Origin of the sequence: Varunaivibrio sulfuroxidans (assembly GCF_029318635.1) — a bacterium.
Taxonomy (GTDB): Bacteria; Pseudomonadota; Alphaproteobacteria; order Rhodospirillales; family Magnetovibrionaceae; genus Varunaivibrio; species Varunaivibrio sulfuroxidans.
The window spans coordinates 1,543,806-1,560,283 of the sequence record NZ_CP119676.1 but is presented as its reverse complement, the minus strand read 5'-3'; the positions used below and the strand labels follow the sequence as shown (position 1 = coordinate 1,560,283).

The window sequence follows — 16,478 nt, the reverse complement described above, 5'->3', positions numbered from 1 at the left end:
CATTTCATCGCTCCGGCGCGCCGCCCGCCGGTATGGCGGGCCGGTCGCCGGATGGGTCGGGAATTCCTATTGCCGTCGGGTCCCGTCAGGGGGGCGCGGGATGCCTGCGCGTAGCGTAAATCCGGCGCATCCTCCGCGCGGACGGCGCCGCGTCGGTCTTGCTGTCTTTATCGCGAAACCCCTGTCGATGAATTTATGCCGGGGGGGGAATTCCGTCAAGCGCGCCGGTGGGCGCATAGGGGGCGGTGAGGTTTTCGTCCAAAAGGCTTAAAAAAGGACCGTGGGTCCATAACAGCAGGCAATGAACGGTTTTTCCCGGAAAAATGGTTTTCAGGCAGGCGCGATAGGCCGCCATTTGTCGCAGGTAGGCGGGCGGGGTGTCCGCCGTTTTTTTAGGGGGCGGACGGTTGGTTTTATAATCGACCACCCACACGGCGTCTTCACGGACCAAGAGGCGATCGACCCGGGCCGATAGGACGCGCCCTCCCACGACGCCGGAAAGAGCGACCTCGGCCATACTGCCCGGCCCGAACACGAAGGCGAACCTGGGGTCGTCCAATATCCCCAGGGTTTCGTCAATAATGGCGTCGCGTTCGCCGCCGCCGAGAGCGTACAGGGGCGCGTCAAGATAGCGCGCCGCCGCCGCGGGGCGTCGGCGTCGCGGCAGTGTGGGGAGGATTTCGAGCAGACGGTGAATGATCTTGCCGCGTTTGTACCGATCGATATCGTCTCCCGCGAAGGGTCCCGACACGGGCGGCTCGATATCGTCGGGGCGGGTCGGAATGAGGGGGCGGGGCGGCGTCGGTTCGCCTTCGGGGCGTTCCCGCGCCCACGACGGAAGAGCGGGAGAAAGCCGGGACGCGGTCTTTTCGGGCGATTCCTTTTGAGCGGGGCCGCCGCCGGGGGTGTGATAACGCCACACCGCACCGTCCCCTTCGCCGTCGTCTTGCCCGGAGACTTTCTCGCCCAAGGTGCGCATGACGGGCGCGACGAGTTCGTACCAGCACGAATCGGGACGCGCGCGCGCGCCCTCCCAACCACAGACGTACAAACGGTCGCGGGCGCGGGTCATGGCGACATACAGCAGGCGGCGATATTCTTGTTCGCGCGCGCGTTTATTGGCCGCGATCAGCGTCTGGCAAAGCGCGGGACGCATTTGTGCGTTTGCGCTCCAAAGCACCACGGGGGGAAGATCGCCCTCGGGTTCGTGACGCCATAGGACCGTGCTGTCGTTTCGCCCGTCCGGGCTGGCGCAGGTGTCGGGAAGGAAAACGATCGGCGCTTCCAGACCCTTGGCCCCGTGTACGGTCATGATGCGGACCTCGTCGGCGACGGTTTCCATGTCGCGCTTGATGATGCTTTCACCCTTGTCGAACCAGTTCAAAAAGCCTTGCAACGAGGGAACGTGCGTGCGTTCAAACTCAAGGGCCAGCGACAGAAATTCGTCGATCGGGTCCTCGGCGTCGGGCCCTAAGCGCTGCAACAGCGCCTTCAGGCCTCCCGCGCTGAGGACGGATGCGAAAAATTCGTAAGGCGCGGTAAAATCGGCGCGCGCCAAGATGGCGGTTAGTTTGTCGTGGGCGCGCTCGAACTCGGCGCGCGCGCGACGTTTTTCGCCAAGGGCGGCCCATAGGCTCCCCGTGCGCCGGTGGGCGAGGTCGAACAACGTCGCCTCGTCCAACCCGATCAACGGCGACTTCAGCAAGGCGGCGAGATTCAGATCGTCGTCGCATAAAACGGCGAAACGCGCCAACGCCAATAGGTCCATCACCGCGATTTGTCGGCCGAGCACCATGCGGTCGGTTCCGGCCACCGCGATCGCCTTATTTTTTAGCGCCCGCACCATGGCGCTAATGAAGCCGCCGGTGCGTTTGCGCAGTAAAATCAGGATATCTCCGGGGCGGATCGCCTCGCCTGTGGCCTCCAGGGTTTCGCCCTTTTGCAGCCAGCCGTCGATGGTTTTGGCGATGCGCTCGGCGAGACGGACCTCGGGGCTTCGCGAATCCGGACGATCGATCGGCGCGTCCCAAGGATCGCTTTCGGGGACGTCTTCGGGGCGCAGCACCGGCCACAATTCGACCAAACCCGGCGCATCGGCGCGATGGGCGGCGTGCTCGACGGCCAGACCCGCGAACGACAGGCCGTCGCGCGCTTCGGGACGGGCGAACACCTCGTCCACCAACGACAACACGGCTCGGGTCGAACGGAAGGACAACTTTAGGGGGATGGTTTCGAAGGGCCGCGCGCTTTCCCGCGCGCGCCGCGCGAAATAGGCCTGCATTCGCGCGAATTCGACCGGTTCCGCGCCTTGAAAACTGTAAATGGACTGCTTTTCATCGCCGACGGCGAAAATCGTGCGCCGGGCGGGTGGATCGTCTTCGTGGGCCCCGCGCCCGGAAAAAAATTCGTCGGCCAAGGCGCGCACGATTTCCCATTGCGCCGGGCTGGTGTCCTGGCTTTCATCGACCAGGATATGTTGAAGGCCCTCGTCGAGCTTGTAATGCACCCATGACGCCCCGCCGTCACGCGCCAACAGGTCGCGGGCGCGGTCGATCAGGTCGTCATAGTCGAGCAGGGCGTGGCGCTGTTTTAAGGCGTCGAAATGATCGATCAGAGCGCCCGCCACGGTTAACAGGGCGACCGTCGCATCGCGCACGCGGCAAGCCTGCAGCGTTTCGATTAGGGCGACGAGACGGTTCTGTTCGGCGCGTAAAATAGCTTCGGCGTCGGGGTCGAAGGCGCGCGCGCCGTTGGTGATCAGGTTTTTTGCCGCCAGGGGCTGGTCTTTCGCGGTTAGGAACAAGGGGCGATAGGCGGTGTCGAAGTCGGCCGCCCGGCGAATGGCGTCGTTATCGAGGAAGGCGCGTATCTCGGCGGCCTTCTTTTGCGATCCCGCCGTCCCGTGATCGAGCGCGGCGCAGGCCCGTTCCAAGCCTTCGCGACCGAGCGCCGCATCGCCCAAGGCGGCGCGCAGGACGTCCTCTTCGCGATCATCGGCGGAAACGCCGAGCGCTTGTGCGACATAGGCCTTCAAGGCGTCGAGCGAACCGTGAATACGGATCATCCGATGCAGGCGCGCGCGGTTTTGCGCCAGTTCCCCTATTGTCTTGGCGAAACCGCCCTCGTCGGTCAACGCGCCGATCAGGGCGACGGCGGCGGCTTGTGCGCCGTCGGGATTCTCGAAGGCCCGGGCCAGCAATCTGTCGCGCGCCTCGTTCAAAAGTTCGCCCTGGGTGCGCTCGTCGATGACGGAAAAATGCGGCGCGACGCCCGCTTCGATGGGAAAACGCCCGAGGAGGGATTCGCAAAAGGAATGCAGGGTTCGGATTTGAAGGCCTCCGGGGGTGTCCAGAATATCGGCGAACAGGCGTCGGGCGCGGGTGACCTGGGGCGCCTCGGGGGGACGCCCGAGCAGGGCGGTTAAGGTCCTCTTGAGGAGGCCGTCGCCCATCATCGCCCATGTTCCCAGGCGGGCGTTCAGCCGTTGCGCCATTTCCGCCGCCGCCGTCTTGGTGAAGGTCAGACACAAAATCGCTTGGGGCCGAGTGCCGTCGAGCAAAAGACGGGTGATCCGGTCGATCAGAACGCGAGTCTTGCCGGTGCCGGCGTTGGCCGACACCCAGACCGATTTTTCGGGATCGGCCGCGGCCCGTTGCGCCTGGGTGGTGCTGTCGGCGTTGACCGAGGACGAGGGTGTGTTCATTGATCGCCCTCTTCTTGAACCGACCATTCGGCGATGCGCGCAAGGTGGTCGAAATCTCCCTGGCGTTGCTCGTACATAACCCGCTGGCGGGAGAGGTATGGCGTTCGTGGGTCGCCATAGCGCGCGATCATGCGCTTAAGGCCGCTTAGGGCGTCGGCGGCGAGGTCATCGACATCCACCTTGAGGGGAATATCCTTACCCGGGACGCGGCCCCCGGACAGCTTGACGTAACTGAGCCGGGAGACGGCCTGTTTGGGCACGCCGGCAAAGCCCCCCGCCGTCGCGATCGCCGCCTCCAAGGGCAACTGCGGCGCGAGGCCGCTTGTGACCTGCTTGACGCTGGGCACGACGCCGGTTTTGTAATCGACGATCTCCAGTCCGCCATCCGCGATGCGGTCGATGCGGTCGGCGCGCGCGCCGAGGATGAAGTTCCCGCCCCTGGGATCGGGTAACGCCAATTTCCCGTCCACTTCACAGGCGACGGTGACGACGCCCCGCGCCCGGCGGTTGCGTTCGAAGGCGATGAACCAATCGGCGATGCGTTCGAAGCGAGGCCACCAAAAGGCGCGCACGCCGGGGTAGGCGATGAGCGCCGCGAAACGGTCGCGGCCGATTTCGAGCAATCGGTCCAGGGCGTCCGGCCCCAGCGCGCCGGGGTGATGACGGACGAAGCGATCAAGAATGTCGTGAACAACCGATCCCCGGTCCCCGGCGCCGGGGTCGGCGTCGATCGGATCGAGGGGTTTCAGTCTCAAGATATGGCGGGCGTAAAGCGCATAAGGGTCGCGAATCCAGGTTTCGACGCGGGTTACCGAAAGTGACGCCGGGCGGGTGTGGACGGGCGGCGTTGGGGCGGGTGGCGAACATGGAGTCTGCGATCGCGGGGCGTTCAACGCATGGGCCCAGCCCAGCCAATCGGCGCCGTCGCGCGCGGTGGTGAGGGCCGCGCCCATGCCATGACCGTCGAGAAAGGTCGTGATCCGCGCCAACCATCGCGACGGGTTTGTCGGCGCGCCGCCGGACCGCTTGGAACGGGTGATGTAAACCGTTTCGGCGCCCAGGGCTTGGGCGAAATCATGCGCCGAAAGACCGACCCGCCTCTCGGGAAGGGTCAACCCGAAACGGCGCTGCATGGGACGGCTCATCCACGGGCTGGGCTGGACCTCGGGCGGCCACGATCCTTCGTTGAGGGCCCCCATGATCACCACGTCCGCACGCTGAAGGCGGGCCTCTAGGGGGCCCCAAATGCTTAGCCGCGGATGTTTGGGGTAGCGCGAACGCACGACCTTTTCGGCCATCAGGACGTCAAGCAGCGCTGCGCTGTGGCGTGGCGCGATGGTCATGCATCCTCGGGCGGCGTCGCGCGCCTCGCCGATAAAATCGGCCAGCGCCTCGCCGGCTTCCTCCGCCCATAGGCGATCCTCGCCGCCGTGTTCGGCGTCTGCGGCCAAACCTTCCGCGGTGGCGACGAGGGCGTGGGCGAAGGCGTCGAAACCGGCGGCGTCGTGGTTGAAAAATGATTGTAGCGGCGCGCAAACCCGTTCCAGTCGATCCAGAAGATCTCCCAGTTCTTGAGGGTGCGCGCCGGCGTGCGCCCGCGCCTGGACGTCATGGGCGTACGCCGTCAGCGCGGCGCGCAATCCGGCGACGCCCGGCGCCGGGCGAGGGCCGCGCAGGAGGGCTATTTCCAAACGTCGCACCCGGGCGCGAAAATCCCGCCGAGCCATGCCCAGGGCGGCCAAGGGGTGTTTTAGACAAGCCAGCGTCGCTACCGGAGAAAACGCGTCGTCCAGCATGGCGCAAAGCAGGCGTAGAAAGCTCCCCGGTGGCGTCTTGTTTAGCGGAACGCCGGCCGAATCGTCGAGTGCGATCGACCAACGGGAAAGCTCCGCGCCGACGCGCCGGGCCAGACTCCGGTCGGCGGTCACCAAGGCGGCGGTGCGTCCGGGAACGTTAAGGGTGCGACGCATGATCAAGGCGATGACGGTGGCCTCGATTTGGGAGGTCGGGCAATCCACGCGGGTCACCCCATCCAGGGCCTCGCTCGGCGGCGGCGGGGCTTCACGCCAAGTTTCGAGGCGGCTCGCCGGGGATAGACACTGGTGAATCAAGCGCATCCTGGCGATCCTGGCGGGGGGGGCGACGTCATCGCCCCAGGGTTGAACCTCTGCGGGAGAAATGCCGATATGCTCCAGCAATTTGGCCATCGCATGTTGAGGATGGGTCGGTTCCGCGGCGATTTCTCGCCACATATCCGGGGAGGCCTCGGTATCCAGGCCGGGCAAGACCACGCCACCATCGGGCAAGTGGGCGACGACGCGCAGCAAATCGGCGCTGGCGGGGACGGAGCCGGTCGATCCGGCGGCGAAAACGGGATATTTCGGCGGCGATTGCGCCCATAGTCGGGCGCGCCGTTCGAGCAAAAGATTACGCTTCATCGCCGGATCAAGGGCGCCTTCGCCGGCCAAAATGGCGGGCCAGTGATCGCCGAGGATGGACAAAAACCGCAAGGTGTCCTGCCAATGTTCGGCGAAGGCCTCGGGCGCCAAGTCTTTCAGGTCGTTCAAATCGCGCCGCTCGGTATGGACTTGGTCGAGAAAACGCGACAGTTCCCCGGCCAAGCGGACGGCTTGATCGGGGGGCAGGGCGCGCGCTTCGGCATGGGCGCGCGCCCCGATGAGATCGGCCAACAGAAAGGTTCTGCGCATCGTTCCGATGGCGGGGGGAAGGTCGTCCGGCCCATCGGGGGCTTCGTTGTCCGGTCCGTCGTCCAGTCCGAAGGCGCCGGTTTCGATTTGGATTTCCTCTTCATCGACATCGCCCAATGGCTCCATGCGCGCAAGCAGCGTCGGCGCGCCGCCGCTTTGACGCAAGAAGGCGTCGCCGAGCGCCCGGCACGAACGGCGGGTCGGCAGCAAGATACGATAGGCGCCAAGCGCCAGGGGGCCGCCCTCGGCGCGGGCGATCAGACCTTGGGCCAAGGCGTCAACGAAGGAAACGTGCCCGGCGATGGTGTAAACCCGGAGCCGGGGAGTGGGGGGCGTCTGGATGGAGGCCATATCGGGCCGTCTCCCTATTAACCTCGCGCGATAATCCGAAACGGGCGACGCGCGTCAGCGTCGTTTTACGCCGGGATAGCGTTCGTGCATGTAACGCTCGGCGGTGGCCAGTCCTTCGGGCGACCCAACGTGCAGCCACTCCCCATCATGCACAATAGCGTACAGACGACCGTTCTCGATCGCCTTGTCGTAAAGTACGTTTAGCGAAAAAGGTTCGACCCGCGCGCCCTCGAACAGGCGGGGATGGAGGATCTGCACGCCGGTGAAAACGTATGGCGAAACCTCGACCGGCGGGCGACGTTCGACCCGCCCCACCGCATCGACCAGAAAATCGCCCATGCCGTCGTAACCGTAGGCGTCAACGGTGTGATGGAGCAACAGCAGGGCGTCCATCTTGGCGTCGTTCCAGGCCTCTTTCAGGCGCGCCAATGCGCACTCGTTACTGTTCAGCCACAAGGTGTCGGCATTGACGGCGAAAAAGGGCCGTTCTCCCAACAGGGGCAGCGCTTTTGTAATGCCGCCGCCGGTTTCAAGCAGGCTTTCCTCGCGGCTGAAGACGATTCTCGGGCGCTGACGGCGGCGCAGGTGGCGTTCGACCTGTTCCCCCAGATAATGCACGTTGACGACGGTTTTTTTGATCTCGGCATTTTGCAATCGGTCGAGGGCGTAGTCGATTAAGGCGCGTCCGCACACCTGAACCAGGGCCTTGGGGATACGATTGGTAATCGGGCGCATGCGATAGCCGAAACCGGCGGCCAGCACCATGGCGGTGTCGATGGGGATATCGTCGGGATCTTTCGGTGAAGAGGAAGAGGCGGTTTTCCTGCAAGAGGATTTTGCGGGTTTGGATGCCATGATCATGAAATCTCGGATTCGCATAAGAGGGTGAGGCGGCGTTCAGGTGGAATATAGGCGTCGAACCATTCGGCGACTGCGGCGAGGGTCGGATGCGCGAGCGCGGTTTCCAGCAAGCGCCACAGACGCGGTATGTGCCCAAGGTATACGGTTTTCCCGTCGCGTTTGCAAAGGCGGGCGAAAACGCCGATGACTTTGGCGTGGCGTTGCGCGCCTAAAATCGTGAACGCGGCGGTGAAGGCGTCGCGGTCGGGAATATCCAACGCGTCCAGATAACGCGCCAGCATCGCCGTGGCCAGGGCGGGCGAGATATCGCGCCGGGCGTCCTGCAGCAACGAAACCAGGTCGTATGCCGGATGGCCCGCCAAGGCGTCCTGAAAGTCGAGTAGGCCGCAAGCGCGCACGCCGTCGCGCCCGTCGATGCGCATCAGGTTATCGACATGGTAATCGCGCAAGGTGAGGACGCGCGGTTCCGTTAGCGCCGGGGCGAGGGCGCCACGCCACGCCGCTTCGTACGCAGCGCGGGCGTCGGGGGAAAGGGGGCGGCCAAAGATCGCGGGCCAGTACCAGTCCGTCAACAAGAACGCCTCGTCGAGCAGACGCCGGGTGTCGTAGGGAGGCAGTTGGGCGCTGAGCACGGGGCTCAGGGGATGGCGGCGCAGGACGATCAGGACGTCCACCGCCAGGGCGTACAGAGCGGTTTCGTCGGCCCCCGCCGCCAGCAGGCGGGTGTAGGTATTGTCGCCCCAATCTTCGAGCAACAAAAACCCCCGCTCGGTATCTTCGGCGAGGATTTCGGGCGCGCTCAAGCCCAGGGAAAGCAACATTCGATCGACGCGACAAAAAGGGCGGATGTCCTCAAGTGGCGGCGGCGCGTCCATCACCAGCGCCGTACGTTTGTGGGGACGCCCATCACGGACGGTTCCGTCGTCGATGGACAGGCGCACATAACGACGAAACGAGGCGTCGCCGGCAAGGGGGCGTCGTGACGCTCGCCCCCAACCGGCGCGCGTGACAAAGGCGTCGAGCGCCCGCGCGCGCTCAGGCATGGCCGGATTCTCGCAGACGTTCTTGCCAGTCGCCGTGGCCGGTCAGGCACGCCTCGCGGATGGTTTTTCCGCGAGACGCCGGGCGAAGCGTAATGTCGAGGCGGTGGCGCGGCAAATGAGACCCCAGGCGCTCGGGGCTTTCGATCAGCGAGAGGCCGTGGGCGAAGGCTTCCTCGATGCCCAACTCGAAGGCTTTTTCCGCTTCGTCCAGGCGTTTGAAGTCGAAATGATAAATATCGCCGTCGAGATATTCATAGACGTGAACCATCGAAAACGCCGGGCTGAGGACTTCCTCTTCGCGGCCGCTCCAGGCCTGAATGAAGGCGCGCGCGAACGTCGTCTTTCCCGCGCCCATGGGGCCGTACAGGGCGATCGCATCCCCCCGGCGGGCGAGACGCGCCAAATTTTGCGCCAACTCCTGGGTCGCTTTCACGCCGCGCAATGTGATATCGATCGAATCTTGCGCCGGATTTATGTCCGTCATGATCGTCCCCTCGTCCCGCTCCGGGCTTCGGCCCCGCGTTCTCGCCCACGGCGTGACCGCCGTCGCCCTTTCCCAACGCCGGGGAACCCTTTATATAACATATCCGTCAATTCAATGAATTTTCGCACACTCGGAGGCCTCTTACCTATGTCCGCACAGCACAACACCGACGTCGCCATTATTGGCGCCGGCCCCGTTGGCCTGTTTAGCGTATTCGAATGCGGTATGCTCGACCTCAGGTGCCACGTTATTGATGCCTTGCCGGCGTTGGGCGGGCAGCTTTCGGCATTGTACCCCGAAAAGATGATTTATGATATTCCCGGCTTTCCCAAGGTCGAAGCGGGGGCGTTGGTCTCTCTTTTGGAGGAGCAGGCCCGCCCATTCGCACCCCTCTACCATTTGGGTCAGCAAGTCACCGAATTGGAGGGCGACGCAGAGGGAGGCTGGACGCTAACGACCTCGCAAGGCGTGCGCATCACGGCCGGGGCGGTGATCGTCGCCGCCGGGGTCGGGGCGTTCGGCCCGAACCGACCGCCATTGACCGGGATCGCCGATTACGAAGATCTCGGGCCGGGTCGGGGGGTGCATTACATGGTGCGCCGACGCGAGGATTTTCGAGATAAAAATATCGTTATCGCCGGCGGCGGCGATTCCGCCGTCGATTGGGCGCTGTCCCTCAGTGACGTCGCCAAGAGCGTCGCCGTGGTGCACCGTCGCCCCAAGTTTCGCGCCGCGCCGGAAAGCGTCAAGAAGATGATGTCCAAGGTCGAGTCGGGCGTCATCGATCTTGTGGTGCCGTACCAACTGTCCGCGATCGAAGGGGTCGATAGGGAAATGCAGGCCGTTATGGTCAAGAACCTGGATGGTGAGGACCGTCGTCTCGAAGCGGACGCGTTGCTGGCGTTCTTCGGTCTGTCGCAGAACCTGGGCCCGATCGCGGGTTGGGGGCTGCCGCTTGAGCGTCATCAGATCAAAATCGACCCCGCCGACGGAGCGACCGGCCTGGCCGGGGTCTTCGCCGCTGGGGATATCGTCACCTATCGGGGGAAATTAAAGTTAATTCTGACCGGCTTCGCCGAGGCCGCGGCGGCCGCGCATGGGGCGCGCAAGGCGTTGTTCCCGGACGAGGAAATCCACTTCGAACATTCGACCACAAAAGGGTCGCCAGGCGTGGCGTGACCGGTGAAGGCAACTTCGGGATCGCCGATTTTTAAGAAAAACGCGCCGTCCTTACATGATTTTAATGTTTACAAATATACTATCAACGAAAGTAAATTTTACACTAAAATAACGTTTATTTTCTCAAGAGACATCTCAATTTCACACAACATAAATTTTCACCATGACATTTCCTCTCGGGTTAGGGCGGCGTTCTGTTCGAATACGTGGAGGACGCATCGAGGGGAAGCATAATGAATATCAAGATTAGTGGACGCCTTATACTCGGGTTCATGGCGATGGCGGTCATCCTGGCGATAGCCGTCGGAACGACGATATGGAACGTGGCGGAAATCAATAGAACATCAAGGCGCATCCTTTCCTTGCGGACGCCGACCGCAGAAGCGAGCACCGCCGTGGTCAAGGATATCTACGGAACGCTCGCCACCTTGCGAGGGTATATGTTGACCGGATCTGCGATGTACAAAAAACACCGGTCCGAAATGTGGGCGGATATCGACGCCACCCTCGTCCAGATGGACACCCTTTCCAAATCTTGGGACGACCCCAAAGACATCGAAAATTTTAAAGAATTCAAAAGGATTCTCAAAGAATTTCGCCACTCTCAACAGCGGATCGAGGATATCGTCGGGACGCCCGAGGAACAGCCCGCGACGCAAATTTTGGAGACCCAGGCCGCGCCGGGCGTCGCGATCATGATGGAAAATATTTCCAAAATGATCGATCTGGAACTTCAGGGCGACGTCGGCGTTGGCGGCGATCGCGTGCAAATTTTGGGAATGATGGCCGACATTCGAGGCTCGTTGGCTATGGGGGTGGCCAATATTCGCTCTTATTTGCTGACTGGTGAGAAAAAGTACGCCGAAAATTTCAAAACGCTGTGGAAAAAAAATACCAAGCGCTTCGCCGATTTGTCCGCTCAAGTTACCCACCTGTCGGCGCAGCAGCAGGACGCCTTCAAGATATTTTCCGCCGAACGTGAGAAATTCGTTCCGCTGCCCGCCGAGATGTTCGCCATCCGCGGATCCGAAAAATGGAACTTGGCCAATTACATGCTCCTGACCGAAACGTCGCCGCGTGCGCTCAAGATGATGGACATCTTACTGGGCAAAAGAGATATGCAGGGCGTGCGCCACGGAGGGATGCAGCGAAATCAGCAAAGATTGCTGTCCATCGACGTCGCCCGAAACAATGCCAGCGTCGCGACCCTTCTCAACACGGAATGGGCCATCTTGGCGGTGGGCCTGTTGATCGCCGGGTTGGTGAGTTTCTTGATCATCCGTTCTATCGTCAGGCCGGTCAACGCCATGACCGTCGCCATGGCGGACCTTGCCCAGGGCAATCTGAGCGTCGATATTCCGGCATTGAACAAGTCCGACGAAATTGGAAAAATGGCGCAGGCGGTTTTGGTGTTCAAGGATAACGCCATCCGCTCCAAGGAAATGGAAGCCGAGGCCGAGGCGCAAAAACACAAAACCGAAGAGGAAAAACGCCGCCTCATGTTGGCGCTGGCCGACGATTTCGAGGCCAGTATCGGCGGCGTCGTCAACTCGGTATCGTCCGCATCCACCGAAATGCAATCTTCCGCCTCGACGCTGTCGAGCACCGCCGAGCAGACATCGCGGCAAGCAACGAGGGTCGCGGCGGCATCCGAAGAAGCCTCGAGCAACGTGCAGACGGTGGCGTCCGCTTCGGAAGAACTTTCCAGCTCAATCTCCGAGATATCCCGCCAGGTGGCGCAGTCCACGCAGATTGCGGGTACGGCGGTGGCCGAAGTCGATGGGGCTAATGAAAAAGTCCAGGGCTTGGCGGTGGCGGCGCAAAAAATCGGCGAAGTCGTGGCGTTGATCACGGATATCGCCGATCAAACCAACCTGCTGGCCTTGAACGCCACCATCGAGGCTGCGCGGGCCGGTGAGGCGGGTAAGGGTTTTGCCGTGGTCGCCAGCGAGGTTAAAAACCTGGCCAAGGCGACGGCCAAGGCGACGGAAGAAATTTCGACCCAAATCGGCGATATCCAAAACGCCACCCAAGGCGCGGTCGAGGTTATCGGTTCCATCGGAGCGACCATAAACCGGATGAACGAGATCGCCTCCGCCATTTCTGCGGCGGTCGAAGAACAAGGCGCGGCGACGCAAGAAATCGCCCGCAACGTCGAACGGGCGGCGGCGGGCGCCGGCGAAGTGTCGGCGAATATCGCAGGCGTCAATCACGCGGCGGATGAAACCGGGCAATCAGCGGAACAAATGTTGTCGGCGGCGAACGAATTGTCGCAGCAGTCCGAAAGCTTGCGTGGCGAGGTCAATAAATTCCTGGCGAATATACGCAAGAGTTAAACTTGAGACCCGAGATAACGCTTTTTCGGATATGTGGACAATTGATCCGCGATGAGCGGCCTCGCCCCATCTCCAAGGATGCGTGAAAGCGTATCGTGGTCTCCGATTTGGGGGGGGTGCCCTGCCGTGGCGAAGAACGTATCGAAATGGGATGTCGTTATGGCGGACGCGCCCTCGCCGAAGGGCCCGGCGGTATGATCCGTTTCCCTTCGGTAGTAGACGTCCGCGGGCGCGCTTAAAAATTTCCAGGCGTCTTTAGACTGGCCAAAACACGACCTTTGGGTGTAAAACTCATCTGCGAAAATCACATTAAGAGAGTCCGTCATCATGGTGAATGGGGCGCGCAGGATGCCGCTTTCTGGTGGGAAAAATCAGATTAACAACCTAATTATAAAAGGAAAATAAAAGGAAATATGAATTTTTCGACTGTGATTGTGGGGTGTTTTTCGGCAATCGGTATGTTTTTCGCGCCCCTGTGCGCGGACGCGCTGGAACTGCCGTTTCCTTCGATGTCAGCCCCCCGCGCGCAGGGAACGGAACCCCTCAATCTCGTGGACTCTGAGCAGTCCAATTTCAAAAACCCTATGGGGTCCGCACCCAAGGGCGCACCGCGCCTCACGCCCAAGGCGACTTTGCGCCCCAGGTCCAAAGGGAGCTTGGACTCCAGGGGCAACATTGAAAATGGCCGGCGCTTGGCGCGGCCGTGCCTGCAGTGTCACGGCGCGCATGGCGTCAGCGGGCTTTCTTTTCGACCGACGCTCGCGGGTCAAAAGGCGGTCTATTTGCGCGAACAACTGGAAAGTTTTCGCCGCGCGTATAGTGAGGCGGCCTTGGGGTACGCACCCCGCTCTTTGCGTAGCGAATTGCTGATGAACCGAAACGCGGCGGGTTTGGGCGACGATGAAATTTATGACCTCAGCCTTTACCTTAGCCGGTTGCCTTGTGGCGGCGGCGTGACGCCGGCGGCGCGCGCGCGTCCCGTCGCGCCCAAAATCGCCCGGCGTTGCGCCGGGTGTCACGGGAAAGAGGGCGTCAGCACCGATCAAAATGTGCCCAACCTGGCGGGACAGAAACGCATGTATTTAATACAGCAACTGGTCGAGTTTCAAAAAAGCGCCCACCGCCCCGCGCCGCAGTTGCATCAACAACGCCGCTTTAGCGCCATCATGGCGCCCGAAGTCGTCGCCTTGAGCGCCCAGGATATCGACGCCTTGGCGACGTATTACGCATCGCTGCGTTGCCGCTAGGCGGTGCGTATCATGGATGTAACGGCGGGGACGCGGAGGAGGTCGCGTCGGTATCGTCCGGGCTAAGGGCGGGCGCGCCGGTGGGGAGGTGGCAGACGATGCTCACGCCCCCGTTCTTACCTTTGGTCTTGTTTTTACCTCGGCGGGGCAGAATTTCGATCCGCCCGTCATGCAGTTCGATGAAACGCGTCACCAAAGATAACCCAAGGCCGTTCAATCCGTCGGCGTCCTTACCTGGCGCCGGGCTATTGGGCGTAACCGCGTGGAAAGTATGATAAATATTCTGGGGCGCGATGTTTCGCCCACTGTCGGAAATGGTGAAGGTTATCCGCGCCGTATCGCGCCGGGCGATGAAATCGACGTCGCCGCCCGCAGGCGAGCGGGTGATGGCGTTCGAGAGCAGGTTGAACAAGACCTGTTTAAGGCGTTTTTCGTCGGCGACCAGCCAGCCGATATCGGTCGGGCAATCGAAGTTGAGATGAAGGTTTTTCCGTTTTGCCCGCTCGCGCGCCAGATTGAGCACCGAAGTCAACATGCTTCCAACATCGACGGTATCCAGTTCGAGCGCCATCAGTCCGGCCTCGATGGTCGCCAAATCGAGAATATCGTCGATCACCGTCGTCAGGTCGTTCGCCGAATCGACGATGCCGCGGGTGTATTCGCTCTGCCGGGCGTTAAGCTTGCCGAAATACTCGTCGGCCAGGATCGAGGCGAAGCCGATGATGGTGTTGAGCGGGGTGCGGATTTCATGGCTGACGTTGGCCATGAACTCGGATTTCAGCAGGTTGGCCTCGGCCATCGCCTCGGCGCGTTCCATCAGCGCCCGCTCGACGCGCACGCTATCGGTGACGTCCAGATAACTGAGCAGGACCGCCCCGTCGGGTAGGGCGACCTTGGCGTAATCGAGGACGCGCCCGCCGCTTTGTTCGATCCGCCCGCCCTGCGGTTCGCGGTTCATCATTCGGGCCAAGGTGCGTTCCTTGAAATTGTCCCAATCATCGACCCCGTCGATCAGGGGGCGCGATTGATCGACGAAAGCGGCGATATGCATGCCTTGTTTGGGGGCGTCATCGCTGAGTTCCCAAAGCCGGACGAACGACGGGTTGCACAGGCGCATACGTCCGTCCGAGGCGAACACCGCGACGCCCTCGTACAGATTGTCGAGGGTTTCGCGCTGCACCGCGCTCAGGGTTTTGTAGAGGCGTTCGAGGTCGAGCCGCCCGGTGACGTCCTCAAACGCCATCACCAGACCGCCCAGAGGATATGGGCCAACCAGGGCGCGTAGAGTCGCGCCGTCGGGCAGGTGCATCAGCGTCTCGGTGGCGGCGTCAACGGTTTTGAAGAGGGCGATTTGTTCGCCCTTGTAGGCGGGAAAATCGGCGACTTCCGGCAACTTGCGCCGCTCACGCAGGCGTTCGAGTACCTCGGCGTAGGGGGGCTCCGTCTTCAACCAACCGGCCTCGATATCCCACAACCGGGCGCAGGCGCGATTGAAAAAAATCAAGGTGGTGTCGGCGTCGAAGATGGCGATCGCGGTGTTCAGGGTTTCGAGGACCTGATTTTGCGCCGCTCGGCCCCGCGCGAAAGTCGCCTGGAGTTCCTCCGTCTGCGTTTGGTCCACGGCGAAACCGACCGATCCACCGGCCCCGCCCAAGGGATTTTCGGTGATCTCGAACAGCCGGGGCCGCTCGTCCAGGGTCAACAGGTGACGTTCGGTAAGGGGGTGGTTTTCGCTTACGGCGCGGCGCGCCAAATCCCGCGCCGCCGTGCCGACGCCACCGCCCGCCGCCCGATTGGCGAAGGTGATGGCGAGGTCCTCGTCGCGCACCCACACCGGTAAAGGCAGCGCGTCGAGGACGGCGTGCGCCGAGGTTGGCAAAAGCGCGCCGTCGCCGCCCAACGCCAGTGCGCCCAAAGACGACAGGTCGCGGATCCATAAAACATCGGCGACCGCCTTGCCTTGCGGGGTTCCGGCGCGTACGCCGATGATATGCACCCAGCGCCTGCCGTTCGCCGTGGGGGCGATCAGGGTGAAGGTCTCGCCGTGGCGGCGTAAATTTTCGATCGGCGTCCCAAGGGCGCGCCGCGCCTTTTCATCGAACCGTTCGATCAAAGTGTCGAAGCGCGTGCGGATACCGTCGGGAAGGTTCATCATCACGGCGAGGCGGCGCGAGCAGGCCTCGGTGCCGTTGGCCAGCACCCACAGGAACAGCCCATCGGGGGCGGTGGCGAGAATCTCGTGGCTGATCTCGGCGTCGTTGACGAGGCGCGCCCGTTCGAGGCGCATTTTGCGGTGGGCCTTGCGTTCACGGGTCCACAGCGACGCGAAGCCCGCGGCCACGAGGCAAGCCATGATCGTGGCGAGCCATCCACCGACGGCGGGTAGATTGGCGAAGACGTCTTGCACGGTGTGCGGCAGGCCGGTGGCCATGGTGGCGGTCTCTCCCATCGGAACGGAACGGTCGAGGGTTCCATGGCGAATGTTAGGGGTCCCCAGGATGAAGCACAAGGGGGGCGGACGGCGCGCCGGATCGCTCCTCCTAAAAGACGCAAAAACCCCAGGATA

The 16,478-nt window shown here is 62.5% G+C and carries 9 protein-coding genes; 3 read left to right on the top strand and 6 right to left on the bottom strand.

Annotation, left to right across the window (positions count from 1 at the left end):
* Positions 1–193: 193 nt before the first annotated feature.
* Genes addA through tsaE form a run of 5 tightly spaced genes read right to left on the bottom strand, consistent with a single transcriptional unit; the run spans position 194 to position 9,150 of the window.
* On the bottom strand, positions 194–3,703 hold the full coding sequence (addA, locus tag P3M64_RS07380) for a double-strand break repair helicase AddA (protein ID WP_165886339.1): 3,510 nt from the start codon (positions 3,701–3,703) through the stop codon (positions 194–196).
* Positions 3,700–6,762 (bottom strand): double-strand break repair protein AddB, encoded by a 3,063-nt coding sequence (gene addB / locus P3M64_RS07375; RefSeq protein ID WP_132939358.1) that lies wholly within the window; start codon positions 6,760–6,762, stop codon positions 3,700–3,702. The genes addA and addB overlap by 4 nt, the downstream gene beginning before the upstream one ends.
* A 54-nt stretch (positions 6,763–6,816) precedes the next feature.
* A complete protein-coding gene (locus tag P3M64_RS07370; protein WP_132939359.1) occupies positions 6,817–7,617 on the bottom strand; it encodes a nucleotidyltransferase family protein in 801 nt (266 codons plus the stop codon).
* Positions 7,618–7,619: 2 nt separating this feature from the next.
* The gene (locus tag P3M64_RS07365; protein WP_132939360.1) at positions 7,620–8,666 is read right to left on the bottom strand and encodes an aminoglycoside phosphotransferase family protein; all 1,047 of its coding nucleotides are present in this window, start codon (positions 8,664–8,666) and stop codon (positions 7,620–7,622) included.
* Positions 8,659–9,150: a tRNA (adenosine(37)-N6)-threonylcarbamoyltransferase complex ATPase subunit type 1 TsaE gene (gene tsaE, locus P3M64_RS07360; protein WP_132939361.1), complete on the bottom strand. Its 492-nt coding sequence runs from the start codon at positions 9,148–9,150 to the stop codon at positions 8,659–8,661. Before tsaE ends, P3M64_RS07365 begins: the two co-directional genes overlap by 8 nt.
* 147 nt (positions 9,151–9,297) lie before the next feature.
* Here tsaE and P3M64_RS07355 point away from each other — a divergent pair, with 147 nt between their 5' ends.
* From P3M64_RS07355 to P3M64_RS07345, 3 genes are all read left to right on the top strand, one after another.
* Positions 9,298–10,329 (top strand): NAD(P)/FAD-dependent oxidoreductase, encoded by a 1,032-nt coding sequence (locus P3M64_RS07355; RefSeq protein ID WP_132939362.1) that lies wholly within the window; start codon positions 9,298–9,300, stop codon positions 10,327–10,329.
* A gap of 233 nt (positions 10,330–10,562) precedes the next feature.
* Positions 10,563–12,665, top strand: coding sequence for a HAMP domain-containing methyl-accepting chemotaxis protein (locus P3M64_RS07350; protein ID WP_132939363.1), 2,103 nt, complete (start codon positions 10,563–10,565; stop codon positions 12,663–12,665).
* Between the two features lie 413 nt (positions 12,666–13,078).
* Positions 13,079–13,912 (top strand): c-type cytochrome, encoded by an 834-nt coding sequence (locus P3M64_RS07345; protein ID WP_132939364.1) that lies wholly within the window; start codon positions 13,079–13,081, stop codon positions 13,910–13,912.
* 10 nt (positions 13,913–13,922) lie between these two features.
* Here P3M64_RS07345 and P3M64_RS07340 read toward each other — a convergent pair whose 3' ends face one another.
* The gene (locus P3M64_RS07340) at positions 13,923–16,361 is read right to left on the bottom strand and encodes a sensor histidine kinase (protein ID WP_132939365.1); all 2,439 of its coding nucleotides are present in this window, start codon (positions 16,359–16,361) and stop codon (positions 13,923–13,925) included.
* Positions 16,362–16,478: the final 117 nt, after the last annotated feature.

Coding starts and splice junctions, on each gene's coding strand:
- addA (WP_165886339.1), bottom strand. CDS start 3,703: ATGAACACACCCTCGTCCTCGGTCAACGCCGACAGCACCACCCAGGCG.
- P3M64_RS07340 (WP_132939365.1), bottom strand. CDS start 16,361: ATGGGAGAGACCGCCACCATGGCCACCGGCCTGCCGCACACCGTGCAA.
- P3M64_RS07350 (WP_132939363.1), top strand. CDS start 10,563: ATGAATATCAAGATTAGTGGACGCCTTATACTCGGGTTCATGGCGATG.
- P3M64_RS07365 (WP_132939360.1), bottom strand. CDS start 8,666: ATGCCTGAGCGCGCGCGGGCGCTCGACGCCTTTGTCACGCGCGCCGGT.
- P3M64_RS07345 (WP_132939364.1), top strand. CDS start 13,079: ATGAATTTTTCGACTGTGATTGTGGGGTGTTTTTCGGCAATCGGTATG.
- tsaE (WP_132939361.1), bottom strand. CDS start 9,150: ATGACGGACATAAATCCGGCGCAAGATTCGATCGATATCACATTGCGC.
- P3M64_RS07355 (WP_132939362.1), top strand. CDS start 9,298: ATGTCCGCACAGCACAACACCGACGTCGCCATTATTGGCGCCGGCCCC.
- P3M64_RS07370 (WP_132939359.1), bottom strand. CDS start 7,617: ATGGCATCCAAACCCGCAAAATCCTCTTGCAGGAAAACCGCCTCTTCC.
- addB (WP_132939358.1), bottom strand. CDS start 6,762: ATGGCCTCCATCCAGACGCCCCCCACTCCCCGGCTCCGGGTTTACACC.